Here is a 14,258-nt window from a genome sequence, read left to right on the forward strand (position 1 = left end):
ACCGGGGCCGCCCCACCCCGTCGGACCACCCTCACGACGCCGCACACCCGGAAGCGATGACCATGCCCCTGACGACCACACGGACGACCACGCGCATCAGCCCGGACTGGCCGTGCCAGGTCAAGTCCCCCGGCAGCTACGACTGGGAACGCTCGGCGGCCAAGTGGCTGCGCGAGCTCGTGCCGGCGCGCTATGCCAGCTACCCGGCCCTGATCCGTCACCCCGTGCTGCTCGCCCGGCATGCGCAGATCCAGGTACAGCACGAGATCCGGGTCGCCCGCACCGCCCTGCAGACGGCCCGGGCCGACCTGCCCCGGCTCGGTCTGCCGGAGTCGGTCATCGAGCACACGATCAAGCTGTACGCGGCGGAGGTCCTGCAGCTCCAGCACATCGCCCGCAGCGTCCGGGCGGTCACACAGGCCTTGGTCGAGCACGCGCACGGACGCTGAGGCCCCCCGTACTCGGGCGTACCACCCCGTACTCGGGCGTAGGGGCATGACCCGAGTCTCGCGTGGCACACGTGGTGAGCATGAGCACCACCGATGTGCGGCGGGGCGAGCCGATCACCACGGTTCTCACCTGGCAGGTGCGCCCCGGCCGGGAGCAGGAGTTCGAGGAGTGGACGCACGGAATTACCCGCTGCGCCAGAGAGTTCCCGGGCAACGAGGGCGTCTCCTGGCTGCGCCCCGAGGACAGTCACTGCTTCCACGCGGTGCTGCGCTGGTCCGACGCGCACCGGCTCACCGCCTGGCTGGAGTCGGACGAGCGGGCCTCGTGGCACGAGCGGATCGAGGATGTCGCAACGGAGATCGGCAGTGAGCGGCAGTCGACGACGGGGATGGAGACCTGGTTCAGCCTGCCCGGCACCACCGTGCAGGCCCCTCCCCGGTGGAAGATGGTGCTCACCACCTTCCTCGGCGCCTATCCGTTCACTTTCCTGATCCAGTGGCTGGTGACGCCCCAGACGACCACGTGGCCCCTGCCGCTGCGCGCGGCCGTGTTCCCGATCGTGCTGCTGCCGGTGCTGACGTATCTGGTCATGCCGTCGCTGAGTCGACTGCTGCGGCTGTGGTTGTACCCGCCGCCGAACCCCTGACGGCGGCCGTGCGCGCCGGGCGGAAGCGGAACCCGCCGCCCGGCCCGCAGCGACAGGTGCGGGCCGCGGGCACAAGCCCGCGAGCGATGCGGGCCTCATGTGCGATGCTCGACGCGTGACGAGCGAGCCCGCCGGCCCCGCTGATCCCGGCCCCGTGCCCGACTTGGCAGCGTTGGCCAAGGTCGTTGCCCGGCAGCGCGCCGAGATGGACCGGCTGCGGGACCAGGCGGCGACGTCGGCCGTCGTGGAGCGGGCCAAGGGCGCGCTGATGGCGCTGACCGGCTGCTCGCCGGACGCCGCGGGCGAGGAGCTGCTGCAGCGGGCCAAGGCGGGCAACCGCACGGTGCTGGAGGAGTGCTGGATCACGCTCGGGGGTCTGGTACCCCCGCTGCACCACACCGCGCGCCCCTCGCACGAGGAGCCCGATCCCGACACCGCCGTCCCCGGCGACTCTCCGTCCGACCGCCCGATGTCCGGCGTCCCCGCCGGCGGGGACCCGGCCGAAGCGGACCGGGCTGAAGCGGACCGGGCCGAAGCGGACCGGGCCGCGGGCGCGGACGACGGCTCCGCCGTGCTCGGCCGCCTGGGCGAGGCCCTGGTCCGTGTCGGGTCCCCGCAGGGTCTCGCCCGATGCCTGCTGGAACACCTGGGGCCCGAAGTGGGTGCCGACGCGGTCATGCTCTTCCGGTGCCTGCCGGCCGGAGGACTCGAGCTGGCCGGGCATGCCGGCATCGACGACACCCTGGCCGTCCAGTGGCGTCATGTGCCCCCGCTGAGCCGGATCGCCGCCCTTGAGGCGCTCCGGGCGCGGGAGCCGCGCTGGCTGGAGGATCTCGCGGCGGACCGGGAGCGGTACCCGCTCATCGGGGTTCCGCCCGAGCGCTGGCGGTCCCGCGCCTGGCTGCCCGTGCCGGACGGGGACACGGCCGACGTCTGCATCGGCGTCCTGCGCGGCCGCGGCGGACCGTTCACACCGTCGGACCGGCAGCTTCTGCGGGCCGTCGCCCGGATGTGCGCGGGGCGGCTGCGGGACTTCGGCCCCCGGCAGGAGTACGCCGCCGGTGGTGCCGTGCAGGCGGTGTTCGACGCGCTGCCGGGCGCGGCGATGCTGCTGACGCCGCTGCACGCTCCCACGGGAGAGGTCGAGGACTACCGGGTGGACGCCGCGACGGCTCAGGCGGTCGACGCCGTCGGCCGCACCGGCCGCGAACTGGTCGGCCGCAGGATCCTGGAGTGCTTCCCGGGCATGGCGGGTGAGGAGTTGTGGCAGGGGTACCTGCACACGCTGGCCACCGGAGAGCCGTACGAAGGCCGGTCGTTCGCCGACCAGGAGGTCGTGGCCGGTACCGCGGAGTTCTCGACGTACGTGGTGCGGGCGTCCCGGCTGGGCGGCGGGCTGATCGTCGTCTGGCTCCGGCAGGACTCCTCGGACCGGCAGGAGCAGCGGCTGGCGGACATGCAGCGGCTGGGCAACCTGGGCTGGGCGAACTGGAATCTGGTCACGGACGAGGTCGGCTGGTCGTCCCAGGTCTTCGCCATCCTCGACCGGGACCCCGCACACGGTCCGGTCCGCCTCGCCGACCTCCCGGGCCTCGCGCTGCCCGAGGACGTGCCGCCACTGGCCCGCGCCGTGCGGGAACTCATACGCGCCGGGCGACCGCTCAACGTCCCGTTCCGGATCAGGGCCGCCGGTGGGATCCGGCATCTGCGGGCAGTCGCCGAGGCGGAGCCGGCTGTCGACGGCACGCCCGTCGAGGTGCACGGCTTCGTACAGGACCTCACCGCGCAGCGCAGCGCGGAACTGGCCCTCGTCGAGAGCGAGCAGGAGATCCTGACCCAGCACGGCGTGCTGCGCGCCGAGCGGACGCTCGCCACCCGGCTCCAGCACGCGCTGCTGCCGCTGCCCACCCGGCCCGTGCGCCTGGCGGGTCTGCGCGTCGAGATCGCCTATCTGCCCGCGCAGTCCGGGATCCACGTCGGCGGCGACTGGTTCAGCGCCATCGAACTGCCCGACGGCGACGCCCTGTTCGTCGTCGGCGACGTCGCCGGTCACGGCATCGACGCGGTCGCCACGATGGCGCAGCTCCGCTTCACCGCCAAGGGCATGGTCATCACGGGCTCGTCGCTGACCGGCGCGCTCGCCCGGCTCAACACGCTGCTGCTGCACTCCCGGGACTCCCACGGCACCGCGACGATGGTCCTGGCCCGCTACCACCCCGACGAGCACCGTCTGGTCTGGGCACAGGCGGGCCACCCGCCGCCGCTGCTGCTGCGCGACGGCGACGTGCGCTATCTCGGCCGGCCGGCCGGAATGCTGCTCGGGGCGACCTCCGCGCCGTACTTCGAGGAGGCGGAGGTCCGCCTCGAACCGGGAGACCGGCTCCTGCTGTACACCGACGGCCTGGTCGAACGGCCCGCGGAGGGCATCGACCAGGGCCTGGAGCGGCTGGCCGAGGCCGTCATGGCCCACCCCGCGGACGGGCCGGGCCCCCTGGGGCTGTTGCTCGCCTCGGTGCTGGAGGGCGAGCGGCGGGACGACGTCTGCGTCGTCGACATCCGGGTGCCGACCGAGCCGGGGTGACCGGCGACGTTCAGTCGTCCCCGCGGTGTCTCCAGTACCAAATCAGGCCGGCGACGAGGGCCAGCAGGAATACGGCGGGCATTATCAGGCCGGGGATCCGGGAGCCGTTCATCGGCGTGGCCTTCGGTTCGGGACGGGCGGGTCGCCTCGATCGGGGGCTGCCCACGGTGACGGCGGACGATGCGTCGCCACCGGCACTTTCCCGAGGCGTTGCCCGGTGTTCGAGCCGACGGGGCGAAAGGTCAGTCCACCGGGTGACCGGGCGCGATGCCGCGAGCGTCGTCGAGCCGCAGCAGCGGTCCGCCGTCCGCCCCCTCCCGCTCGCCCCACGCCACCGGGTCGAGGACGTGTCCCACGTGATCGCCCGCGTCGGCACGCAGTTCGACGCTGCCGACGAACCAGGCCGCCGCGTCCTCGAGTACGACGGCCCCGCCGTAGTCCTCCCGCCGGCGGACGTGCGCGAACTTGTCCGTCCGGTCGCCCGTGTTCGCGCCGAACAGCTCGGCCAGCGCACGCTGTTCGGCGGTGAGCAGATGCACTGCGAGGTACCGGGCGGACCGCGCCACCCGGTAGGTGTGGTTCGCCTTGGACAGCCACACGACGAACCGCAGGGGATGGATGGAGCACTGGGAGGCGAACCCGACCAGACAGCCCGCCCGCTCACCGTGCGCGGCGGCGGTCACCACGCACATGTCCGGGTTCAGCCGGCCGATGAACGCGTCCATGTCCGCCATGCTCACGCCGCTCCCGTTCGGTGCGTCTGCCGCGGTCGGTGTCCCGGCTTCAGCTCATCACGGCCCGGGCGGCCGTGTCATCCGGTGTACGGCGGCATGGCGTACGAGGGGCGGTGGGGGCGGTCCCTGTCGTTCTCGGTTCGGTCCCTGTCGTTCCCGGTTCGGTCCCTTTCGTTCTCGGTTCCGTCCCTGTCGTTCCCGTCTCATCCAGCGCCGGTGCGGGACTCCAGGGCGAGCCGGGTGTCGTCGCCGTAGACGCCGGTCTCGTCGCCGCGGATGCCGTACCAGAGCTGGAAGCGGGCCACCGCCTCGGTCAGGACGGTGTCGTAGCTGCCGCTGGTGGATCCGTCGTCGTAGACGTTCGGGATGCGCCGCAGGCGCTGCTGGAGGTCGGTCACCTCGGCGCCGCTGTCCCCTTCGCGCAAGGTGCCGGGGCCGTCGGGGTCGGTGGCGCCGGAGGGGGGCGAGGTGGAGGCGGTCGGGGTGGGCTCGGCGGACGGGGTCGGGCCGGAGGCCTGCGCGGAGGTGCCGTCGCTCCGGTCGGTCAGCAGGAAGGCGCAGCCGAAGCCGACCAGGGCCGCCGTGGTCACGGCGGCGGCGACGGTGAAGCGGCGCAGCCCGGGCACCCGGCCGCGTGGAGCGCCGCTCGCAGCATCAGGCGCGTGGTCGGCGACGGGCGGCAGCTCCTGGGTCCTGTCCTCGGTTCCGGACGTTGGTCCCGGCAGTGCCACGGAGTCGTAGCGGCCGGTGCTCTCCTGGAACTCCCGGATGAGTTCCGCGAGGGCGTCGGTGCGGCGCGGGCGCAGCACCCGCACCGGTTCCAGGGGCGGCTCGTCGTACGGCTGCTCACGGTCGGGCGGCATCGGCATCCTGCTCTCCTTCCCCCCTCGGCAGGGGCCTTCGGCGTCCCCCGAGGAGTCATACGGGTCTGCCGCACGGAGAGTTCAGTGCGACCGAGGAACAGGTACTGCCCGCCGGGCCTGCCGGGCCTGCCGGGCCTGCCGGACAGCCGGCGGGACTCCTCGGCGGAGAGCACGCAGTTCCCCTTCCGATGCACTGAGTGCCATGACGGCGGTCAAGTGCTACGTTCCCGTCCATGAGCTCCAGCAGCGCGGCGCCCGGTCGCGGCGAGAAGGCGGAGGCGTCGGCCGCGAAGCCGCCCATGCGGGACGCGCTCGTCGCGGCGGCCTTCCAGCTGTTCCTGGAGCGGGGCTACGAGCAGACCACCGTCGACGACATCGTGGCGCTCGCCGGAGTCGGGCGGCGGTCGTTCTTCCGCTACTTCCCCTCGAAGGAGGACGTGGTCTTCCCCGACCACGAGCGGTGCCTGGCCGACATGACTGCCTTCCTGGCCGCCGGCGACGACACCGACGAACCCGTCGGGCGGGTCTGCGACGCGGCCCGGCTGGTGCTGAAGATGTACGCCGAGAATCCGACGTTCTCCGTGCAGCGCTACCGGCTCACCAAAAAGGTGCCCGGCCTGCGCGCGTACGAGCTGTCGGTGGTGTGGCGCTACGAGCGCGCGCTCGCCGAGTACCTGCGGGGTCGGTTCGCCGGCCGGCGCGACGGGACGCTGCAGGCCGACGTGATCGCCGCCGCCGTGGTCGCGGCGCACAACAACGCGCTGCGTTCCTGGCTGCGTTCGAACGGGCAGGGAGACGCGAGCGCCACGGTGGATCACGCGCTGGGGTATGTGCAGACCGCCTTCGGTGCGTCTCCCGCGCGCGCCGGCGGCGAGCGGCGGAGCGGGGAGGCCGAGGACGCCGAGGACGTCATGGTCGTCGTGTCCCGACGCGGAGCACCGCTGTGGCGGGTGGTCCAGGAGATCGAGTCCACGCTCGGAACACTCGGAACACCGGGAACGCCGGGAACGCCGGGAACGCCCGGCCGGGAGTGACCGGGACGGGCTCGAACATCGAGGGTACGGAGTACCTTTACGAGTGGCACTGAGTGCCATACTCTGATGGCGTGCACGGTGGCACGGCGACCGGGCACGTGCGTGCACGGTGATCCGCGCACGCGGGATTCCGGCCGAGTGCAGGGAGTTGACCAGCGTGTACCACCCCTCAGGAAGCGTTGCTCGTCAGACAGCCGGCTCCGCGGCGGGCGTCCTGGATCCCAGGAGCGCGGATCCCAGGAGCGGGGATCTCGGGAGCCCGGGCACGGAGGCCATCCTCTTCCAGCGCTGCACCTGGTGCGGCACCGCGATGTACCACCGGCTGCTGTGTCCGGTCTGCCAGGGCAGCGACCTGCGCACGGAGCGCAGCGGGGGCACGGGTACGGTCCGCCACTCGACGGTGGTCCACCGCAACACCCCCGCCGCCCGCAACGTGTCCCTGATCGAGATGGCCGAGGGCTTCGTCGTGCGCGGCCGGGTCATGGGCCCGCCCGTGGGCATCCACAGCGGGGACCGGGTCCGGCTGTCCACCGCCAAGGATCCGGTGCGGGGCGAGCCGGTCTTCCAACTGGTCGACGAGCCGTACCGCGCCTGGAGCTGACGCACCGCCACGGTCACGGCTCCCCCACGCCGGACTGCACCACTCCCCCGGGCCGACACCTCGCCACGTCATGGCGACCGCGACAACGAAGAGGGCCCACCAAGCGACTCCTCGGCCTCACGGCCCTCGTCGCCGGCGACCGACAGGCACTGCTCCATCACACCGCCGCGTCCCCGCGCCGCCGCGTCCCCGCGCCGATGAGGCACAGCGGTCATAGCCTCGACACTGACGGGTGCTGACGACGCCGCGCGGCCTCCCGGCCGGTGCCCCCGTGCGGCCGCTCGATCCGGAGGACCGCGGATGCGTGACTGGACCTGGAAGTACGAGGACTACGACCCGGCGCACGAACGGGTGCGCGAGTCCTTGTGCACCCTCGGCAACGGCTACTTCGCCACCCGGGGTGCGGCCCCCGAGTGCGTGGCGGATCCCGTCCACTACCCGGGGACGTACGTGGCCGGCTGCTACAACCGGCTCCCGTCCCAGGTGGCGGGACGCCAGGTCGAGAACGAGGACATGGTCAACGTCCCGAACTGGTTGCCGCTGCGGTTCCGCGCGGTCCCCGGCGAATGGTTCTCGCCCGACACCCACAAGGTTCTCGACCACAGGCAGACCCTGGATCTGCGGACCGGGACCCTGGAGCGCACGGTTCGTTACGAGGACGAGGACGGCCGCCGCCTCGCGGTGCGGCAACTCCGGCTCGTCCATATGGCCGACCCCCATCTGGCCCTGCTGCGGACCGAGCTGACGGCCGAGGGCTGGTCCGGGGAGATCGAGGTCGAGGCCGCGCTCGACGGCTCGGTCACCAACACCGGAGTGGAGCGCTACCGGCAGCTGGCCTCCCGCCACCTCGTCCACATCCACGCCGGCTCCGCGGACGCCGAGACCGCGTGGCTGCGCTGCCGTACCCGGACGTCCGACATCCGCATCGGCCTGGCCGGCCGTATCGTCGTCGACGCGTCGGCCGAGGCCTCCACGGCGCACGAGGAGGAGCGGGCGGTCCAACTGCTGCGGATCCCGGTCGCGGACGGCCGGCCCGTGACCGTCGACAAGACGATCGCCCTGCACACCTCCCACGACCCGGCGATCAGCGACCCCTTTCATGCGGCCGTGGACCGGGTCCGCCGGGCCCCGGGCGTCGAGGCCCTGCTCGCCTCCCACCGCGCGGCCTGGAAGCAGCTGTGGCGCAATGCCGAACTGGACGTGCCCGGCGACGCGGGCCCGATCCTGCGCCTGCACCTCTTCCATGTCCTGCAGACACTCTCCCCGCACACCGCCGACCTGGACGTCGGCGTTCCGGCGCGCGGACTGCACGGCGAGGCCTACCGCGGCCACATCTTCTGGGACGAGCTGTTCGTGCTGCCGTACCTCAACCTGCACTTCCCGGAGGTGTCCCGGGCTCTTCTCAGCTATCGTCACCGCCGCCTGGAGAGGGCCCGCTTCGCCGCAGCCGACGCCGGGCAAAGCGGCGCCATGTATCCGTGGCAGAGCGGCAGCGACGGCCGCGAGGAGACCCAGCGGCTGCACCTCAACCCGCGCTCCGGGCGCTGGCTGCCCGACCACACCCTGCTGCAGCACCACGTGAACTCGGCGATCGCCTACAACGTGTGGCAGTACTGCGAGGCGACCGGCGACACCGAGTTCCTGACCACCAAGGGCGCCGAGATGCTGTTGCAGATCGCCCGGTTCTGGGCCGGTCTGGCCACGTATGACGACACGCTCGCCCGCTACCGGATCCGCGAGGTCGTCGGTCCCGACGAGTACCACGAGGCCTATCCCCATGCGACCGAACCCGGCCTCGACGACAACGCGTACACCAACGTCACCGCCGCCTGGACCCTCGCCCGCGCCCGCGACCTGCTGCACGGACTGCCCGAACCCCGCCGCCGTGATCTGTTCGAACGCTCCGGTATGGAACTGGACGAACTCGACGTCTGGGACGCCGTCTCGCGGAAGCTGTACGTCCCGTTCCACGACGGTGTGATCAGCCAGTTCTCCGGCTACGGCGACCTCGCGGAACTCGACTGGCAGGCCTACCGTGACCGGTACGGCGACATCCGGCGCCTGGACCGGATCCTGGAGGCGGAAGGGGACACCGTCAACCGCTACCAGGCGTCCAAACAGGCCGACGTCCTGATGCTCGGATACCTCTTCTCGGACGCCGAACTCCAGGGGCTGTTCCGGCGGTTGGGGTACGACGTCGACGACGCCACCTGGCAGCACACCGTCGACTACTACCTGGCCCGCACCAGCCACGGTTCCACCCTCAGCAGCCTTGTCCACGGGTGGGTGCTCGCCCGGTCCCGGCGCGCCCAGGCCTGGGACTTCGTGCAGGAGGCGCTGGCCGGTGACATCGCCGACCTGCACAACGGCACCACCGGCGAGGGCGTCCACCTGGGCGCCATGGCAGGCACCCTCGACCTCGTCCAGCGAGGTCTGACCGGTCTGGAGACCCGGGGTGGCGCACTGCGGTTCGATCCCGTACCGCTGCCGAAGCTCTCCGAATACGGGTTCTCCGTCCGCTACCAGGGCCACTGGGGCGTGCGGCTACGGCTGCAGCCGCGCCGGCTGCGCATCACCGTGCCGCAGTCCGACCAGGAGCCGATCACCGTGGCCCTCGCCGATCGCACCGTGTCCGTGGCCCCTGGGGAGTCCTACGCGCTCACCCTGCCCGACTGAGCCGACTGGGTGATGGACCTTCGCCGGACACGTCAAGAGCGAGCAGGGGTGGGGCCCGGATCGTGAACGACTGGCACAGCTGGGCCGCGGTCGTCGTCTTCGTCGGCGCGTACGCCCTGATCATCAGCGAGAAGATCCACCGCGTCGCCGTGGCGCTCGGTGGCGCGGGCCTGATGTTGGCGATCAGGGCGACCGACGACAAGTCGGCCTTCTACTCCGAGCACTCCGGCATCGACTGGAACGTCATCTTCCTGCTGCTGGGCATGATGATGATCGTCGGTGTGCTGAAGAAGACCGGCATGTTCGAGTACCTGGCGATCTGGTCCGTGAAGCGCGCACGGGCCAAACCCTTCCGGGTCATGGCCATGCTCGTCGTCATCACGGCGTTCGCATCCGCCCTGCTGGACAACGTCACCACGGTGCTGCTCATCGCACCCGTGACGCTGCTGGTGTGCGAGCGCCTGGGGCTGCCCGCCGCGCCCTTCCTCATCGCCGAGGTCATGGCCTCGAACATCGGCGGCACCGCGACCCTGGTCGGCGACCCGCCCAACATCATCATCGCCAGCCGCGCCGGCCTCACGTTCAACGACTTCCTGGTCCACCTCGCCCCGATCTCGGCGATCCTGCTCGTCCTCCTCGTCCTGATGTGCCGCGTGATGTTCCGCAGGTCCTTCGTCTACGACGAGGACCGTGCCGCCGAGATCATGGAGCTGGAGGAACGCGAGGCCATCCGCGATCCCCGGCTCCTGGCTCAGGGCCTGATCGTGCTCGTGCTGGTCGTGGCGGGCTTCGTCCTGCACCCTTTCCTGCACTACGAGCCCAGTGTGGTCGCCCTCCTGGGCGCCGGACTGCTCATCACGATCTCCTCGGCGGAAACCACCGACGTCCTGAAGGAAGTCGAGTGGCCCACGCTGGCCTTCTTCGCCGGGCTCTTCATCATGATCGGCGGCCTGATCGAGACCGGTGTGATCGGTGACGTCTCCGAGCGACTGACCGACGCGATCGGGGACAACGAACTCGGCGGCTCCATGACCCTGCTGAGCGCCTCCGCCGTAATGTCCGGCATCATCGACAACATCCCCTACGTCGCCACCATGGCCCCCATCACCAGCGACCTGGTGCAGAACATGGGAGGCGACGGCGACCACGTCATGTGGTGGGCCCTGGCACTGGGAGCGGACCTGGGCGGAAACGCCACCGCGATCGGCGCCAGCGCCAACGTCGTGGTGCTCGGCATCGCCGAACGCAACCGCCAGCCCATCTCCTTCTGGCAGTTCACCAAGTACGGTCTGGTCGTCACCGCCGTCACCGTGACCGTCGCCCTCGGCTATGTGTGGCTGCGCTACTTCGCGCTCGCCTAATGGGAGCTGTCGGGTCGTAGAGACTCGGTGCTGTAGCCGCCAGTGGGTGAGCACTCACGCCGCCGGAAGCATCCGACTTCTGAGGTCAGACCGTGCCCCTGCTGGTGGGCCGGAAGGCCAGACCGTTGATGGGGTGGCGTGCCCGCCGGGCAGTGGGGCGTGAGCACTGGATCCATTAGGCCGCGTGCCGCGCCTTCCGCGGGCTGCACGGAGCGAAGTACCGGACTGGGAGGGTGAGTTGCTGCTGATCGGCGATGACTGGGCCGAAGACCACCACGACGTCGAGGTCCAGGACGAGGCGGGCCGGAAACTCGCTGCGGCGAGGCTGCCCGAGGGTGTGGAGGGGATCACGAAGCTGCACGAGCTCATCGCGAGGCACGGCGGCGAGGACCTGGATTCGGCCGGGGTGGTGGTCGGGATCGAGACCGACCGCGGCTCGTGGGTGCAAGCCCTGATCGCCTGCGGCTACCAGGTCTACGCCATCAACCCCCGGCAGGCTGCCCGGTTCAAGGAGCGGTACGCCTCCTCCGGTGCCAAGAGTGACAAGGGCGACGCGCACGCGCTGGCCGACATGGTCCGTATCGACCGGGCCCAGCTGCGGCCGGTGGCGGGAGACAGCGAGCAAGCTCAGGCCGTCAAGGTTGTCGCCCGTGCCCACCAGACACTGATCTGGGAACGCACCCGCACCTTCCAGCGGCTGCGCAGTACGCTGCGCGAGTACTTCCCCGCCGCCCTGAACGCCTACGCGGGTCTCACGCTGACCAGCACGGACGCGCTGGAACTGCTGATCAAGGCGCCCACCCCGCAGGCCGGGGCAAAGCTGACCCGCGCCCAGATCACCGCCGTCCTGGCCCGTGCCCGCCGGCACAACCGTGACGCGAAGGCAGCCACGATCATCACCGCGCTGCGCGAACGGCAGCTGGGCCTGCCCGAGCCGGTCACCGCCGCCTACGCGGCCACCGCCACCGCCCACGCGAAGCTGCTGATCGCGCTGAACGAGCAGATAACCGACCTGGAAGGGCAGGTGAAGGCCCATTTTCTGAAGCACCCGGACGCTGAGATCTACCTCTCGATGCCCGGCATCGCGGAGATCACCGGCGCCCGGGTGCTCGCCGAGTTCGGGGACGACCCCGCCCGCTACGCGTCCGCGAAGGCCCGCAAGAACTACGCCGGCACCAGCCCGATCACCCGGGCTTCCGGCAAGAGCCACACCGTCCAGGCCCGCTACGTCCGCAACAACCGGCTCGCCGACGCGCTGCAGACCCAGGCGTTCTCCGCCCTGCGGGCATCACCCGGCGCCCGTCGCTACTACGACAAGCAACGCGCCCGCGAAGCCGGCTACAACCCCGCCCTGCGGCAGCTCGGCAACCGCCTCGTCGGCATCCTCCACGGATGCCTCAAGACCCGAACCCTCTACGACGAAGCGACCGCCTGGTCACACCACGCCCACACCCCTGCCACTTGACCCCCAACGACATGGGGTGTCTGACCTGTCATCTGCCACCACCGCAACCCGCCGCCGGACCGGAACGAGGTAAGCGCATGGACGGATCACTGATCGCCCCCGCGACCGTCGCCGCCCTGCTGGTCATCTTTCTGTGCGTCGGCGGCTGGCGGGCAGTCGGCGGAGGCCTCACTGAACCACCCCTTCACCAGTCACGCACACCTGCTCCATAGTTGCTTCGATCGTCGTCCCGAAGACGCGGCGACGAAGACTCCGTGAGAGGTGGTCCGGATGGGTCCGGATGAGCCCACGAGTGCACAGTTGTGGAGTACGGGAACACCGACTGAGATCGTCATGCTCGATCCCGACGGCCGCGTCGTAGGACGGCTGCGTTTCCGTGCCTGCCGGACGTGCCGCGCGGGGCGGATCCTGGACATCTGGGTCTGCGAGGCCTGGCGACATCAGGGGCTGGGACGCGAACTCGTCCATTCTCTCCTCGCCCATCGCCCCGGCTACCTGTGGACCACGACATCGCAGACCCCGGACGGGCGGGCATTCTTCCTGACGATGGCCCGGGAGACCGCGGTGGTGTTCCCCCACGGCGGCGCTTTGTGCCGCCACCTGATGGGGCCGTTCCGGCGATCGTGGCGGTATCTGCTGGCTCATTGGTCGCCCCGCCGGCCTCGCGCCCACTGACGACGAGGTGCGCCTCAGCATCCTCCGGACCTCCGGCCCGCAGTAGCCCTGCGCGCCGACAGGTCCGGTGTGCTTACTCGGGGCTCACCGCCCCCACGGCTCCCAGGAGTTCGTGCAGCAGGTGCGAGGCGGTGATCACACCCAGCAGGTGCGTACCGGCCTTGTCCTTCTCCGCCACCGCCACCAGCGGGCTGCGCACCTGCGCCATCAGCGCGGCAACCTCCAGCGCGGTGTCGTCGGGGTCGGCGATCGGCGGCGGGGCCGCCTTGTGGGACAGGCAGTCTCCGACACGGCGGCCGACCAGTGCCTGGCAGAGCCGGTCGGCGTGCTTCTCGTCGACGACCGCGGCGAGGGTGGGGTCTTCGATCACGTAGGCGGGCACCAGCACCTTGATCATCTGGGAGGGGGGCAGAATCGCCTTCGGTTCACCGTGTTCGTCGAGTACCAGGAGGCCGGGCAGCTTGTGCTCGGCCATCAGCCGGGCCGCGTCCAGGGCGTCACTGTCGACGCTCACTGTTCTGTATTCGACCGCCAGGTCACGGGCGCGCACGGCGGGCTCCTCATCTGCTGGAAGCGTTCCTGTCCTCAAGCGTCGTACGTCTTACGGGTGTCGGCCAGGTCATTGACCCGACACGTACGCAGGGACGCGGTACGTATTCTTGAATTGCATGGAGTGACTGGGCTCGGGAGGTCCTCATGGCCCGCGGTCACCGCTTTCACCTCGACCGGGCCGGGCATTCGGTCACGGTTCAGACAGGCGCGCGATCGGGCGACGTCGAGTTGCTGGTCGACGGCAAAGTGGTCGACTTTCGGCGTGGGCGCCGCACGGGTGTCACGGTGCTGGCCGCGGAGCTGCCCGACGACCCGCCTCAGCCGTTCACCGTCCACGTCCACCCGTCGAAAGAGGCGGGGGACGTCCCCGTCTGCGTCATGGAAACCGACGGCGACCGCGTCCCCGTGCCCTACTCGCCTCTCACCGCCCGGCATTCAGGGCCCCCGACCACCGGAATTCGGGTGCGTCCTCTGCGGTGGCTGCGCAGAGTCCTGCGCCGACGCTCGCGGAAGGTCTGACTGCGCCGGCGTTAGGGCCCGTCCGGCGGATCAGGTCGCAGGAAATCGGCGGCGACTGATGAACGCGGGTGAGCGGGGGCGATGGGGGTGCCCCCGCGCGA

The 14,258-nt window shown here is 71.0% G+C and carries 13 protein-coding genes; 10 read left to right on the forward strand and 3 right to left on the reverse strand.

The window, feature by feature from the left end; translation table 11 throughout:
* Nucleotides 1-56 precede the first annotated feature (56 nt).
* The 3 genes from Q4V64_RS02695 (at nt 57) to Q4V64_RS02705 (ending at nt 3,677) form a co-directional block, all read left to right on the forward strand.
* A complete protein-coding gene (locus tag Q4V64_RS02695) occupies nt 57-449 on the forward strand; it encodes a hypothetical protein (RefSeq protein WP_172628959.1) in 393 nt (130 codons plus the stop codon).
* Between the two features lie 80 nt (nt 450-529).
* The gene (locus tag Q4V64_RS02700; protein ID WP_124436967.1) at nt 530-1,096 is read left to right on the forward strand and encodes an antibiotic biosynthesis monooxygenase; all 567 of its coding nucleotides are present in this window, start codon (nt 530-532) and stop codon (nt 1,094-1,096) included.
* Nucleotides 1,097-1,301: 205 nt separating this feature from the next.
* On the forward strand, nt 1,302-3,677 hold the full coding sequence (locus tag Q4V64_RS02705; RefSeq protein ID WP_253266656.1) for a SpoIIE family protein phosphatase: 2,376 nt from the start codon (nt 1,302-1,304) through the stop codon (nt 3,675-3,677).
* A gap of 242 nt (nt 3,678-3,919) precedes the next feature.
* Here the strand turns inward: Q4V64_RS02705 and Q4V64_RS02710 are convergent, their stop codons facing one another.
* Nucleotides 3,920-4,411, reverse strand: a complete 492-nt coding sequence (locus Q4V64_RS02710; RefSeq protein WP_124436969.1) for a flavin reductase family protein — start codon at nt 4,409-4,411, stop codon at nt 3,920-3,922.
* Between the two features lie 203 nt (nt 4,412-4,614).
* Entirely contained in the window at nt 4,615-5,280 is a 666-nt protein-coding gene (locus Q4V64_RS02715; RefSeq protein WP_124436970.1) for a peptidoglycan-binding domain-containing protein, read from the reverse strand.
* Nucleotides 5,281-5,507: 227 nt separating this feature from the next.
* Here Q4V64_RS02715 and Q4V64_RS02720 point away from each other — a divergent pair, with 227 nt between their 5' ends.
* The 6 genes from Q4V64_RS02720 (at nt 5,508) to Q4V64_RS02745 (ending at nt 13,086) form a co-directional block, all read left to right on the forward strand.
* On the forward strand, nt 5,508-6,308 hold the full coding sequence (locus Q4V64_RS02720; protein WP_124436971.1) for a TetR family transcriptional regulator: 801 nt from the start codon (nt 5,508-5,510) through the stop codon (nt 6,306-6,308).
* Between the two features lie 157 nt (nt 6,309-6,465).
* Nucleotides 6,466-6,909, forward strand: coding sequence for an OB-fold domain-containing protein (locus Q4V64_RS02725; protein WP_124436972.1), 444 nt, complete (start codon nt 6,466-6,468; stop codon nt 6,907-6,909).
* A gap of 300 nt (nt 6,910-7,209) precedes the next feature.
* Nucleotides 7,210-9,585: a glycosyl hydrolase family 65 protein gene (locus Q4V64_RS02730; protein ID WP_124436973.1), complete on the forward strand. Its 2,376-nt coding sequence runs from the start codon at nt 7,210-7,212 to the stop codon at nt 9,583-9,585.
* Between the two features lie 62 nt (nt 9,586-9,647).
* Nucleotides 9,648-10,946, forward strand: a complete 1,299-nt coding sequence (locus Q4V64_RS02735) for an ArsB/NhaD family transporter (RefSeq protein ID WP_303708871.1) — start codon at nt 9,648-9,650, stop codon at nt 10,944-10,946.
* 238 nt (nt 10,947-11,184) lie between these two features.
* A complete protein-coding gene (locus Q4V64_RS02740) occupies nt 11,185-12,411 on the forward strand; it encodes an IS110 family transposase (protein ID WP_303715414.1) in 1,227 nt (408 codons plus the stop codon).
* Between the two features lie 270 nt (nt 12,412-12,681).
* A complete protein-coding gene (locus Q4V64_RS02745; RefSeq protein WP_124436978.1) occupies nt 12,682-13,086 on the forward strand; it encodes a GNAT family N-acetyltransferase in 405 nt (134 codons plus the stop codon).
* Nucleotides 13,087-13,159: 73 nt separating this feature from the next.
* Here Q4V64_RS02745 and Q4V64_RS02750 read toward each other — a convergent pair whose 3' ends face one another.
* Nucleotides 13,160-13,636: a CBS domain-containing protein gene (locus Q4V64_RS02750; protein WP_124436979.1), complete on the reverse strand. Its 477-nt coding sequence runs from the start codon at nt 13,634-13,636 to the stop codon at nt 13,160-13,162.
* 146 nt (nt 13,637-13,782) lie between these two features.
* Here Q4V64_RS02750 and Q4V64_RS02755 point away from each other — a divergent pair, with 146 nt between their 5' ends.
* Nucleotides 13,783-14,157 (forward strand): hypothetical protein, encoded by a 375-nt coding sequence (locus tag Q4V64_RS02755; protein WP_172628962.1) that lies wholly within the window; start codon nt 13,783-13,785, stop codon nt 14,155-14,157.
* The last annotated feature ends 101 nt before the right edge of the window (nt 14,158-14,258 follow it).

It is taken from the genome of Streptomyces sp. NL15-2K, assembly GCF_030551255.1.
Classification (GTDB): domain Bacteria; phylum Actinomycetota; class Actinomycetes; order Streptomycetales; family Streptomycetaceae; genus Streptomyces.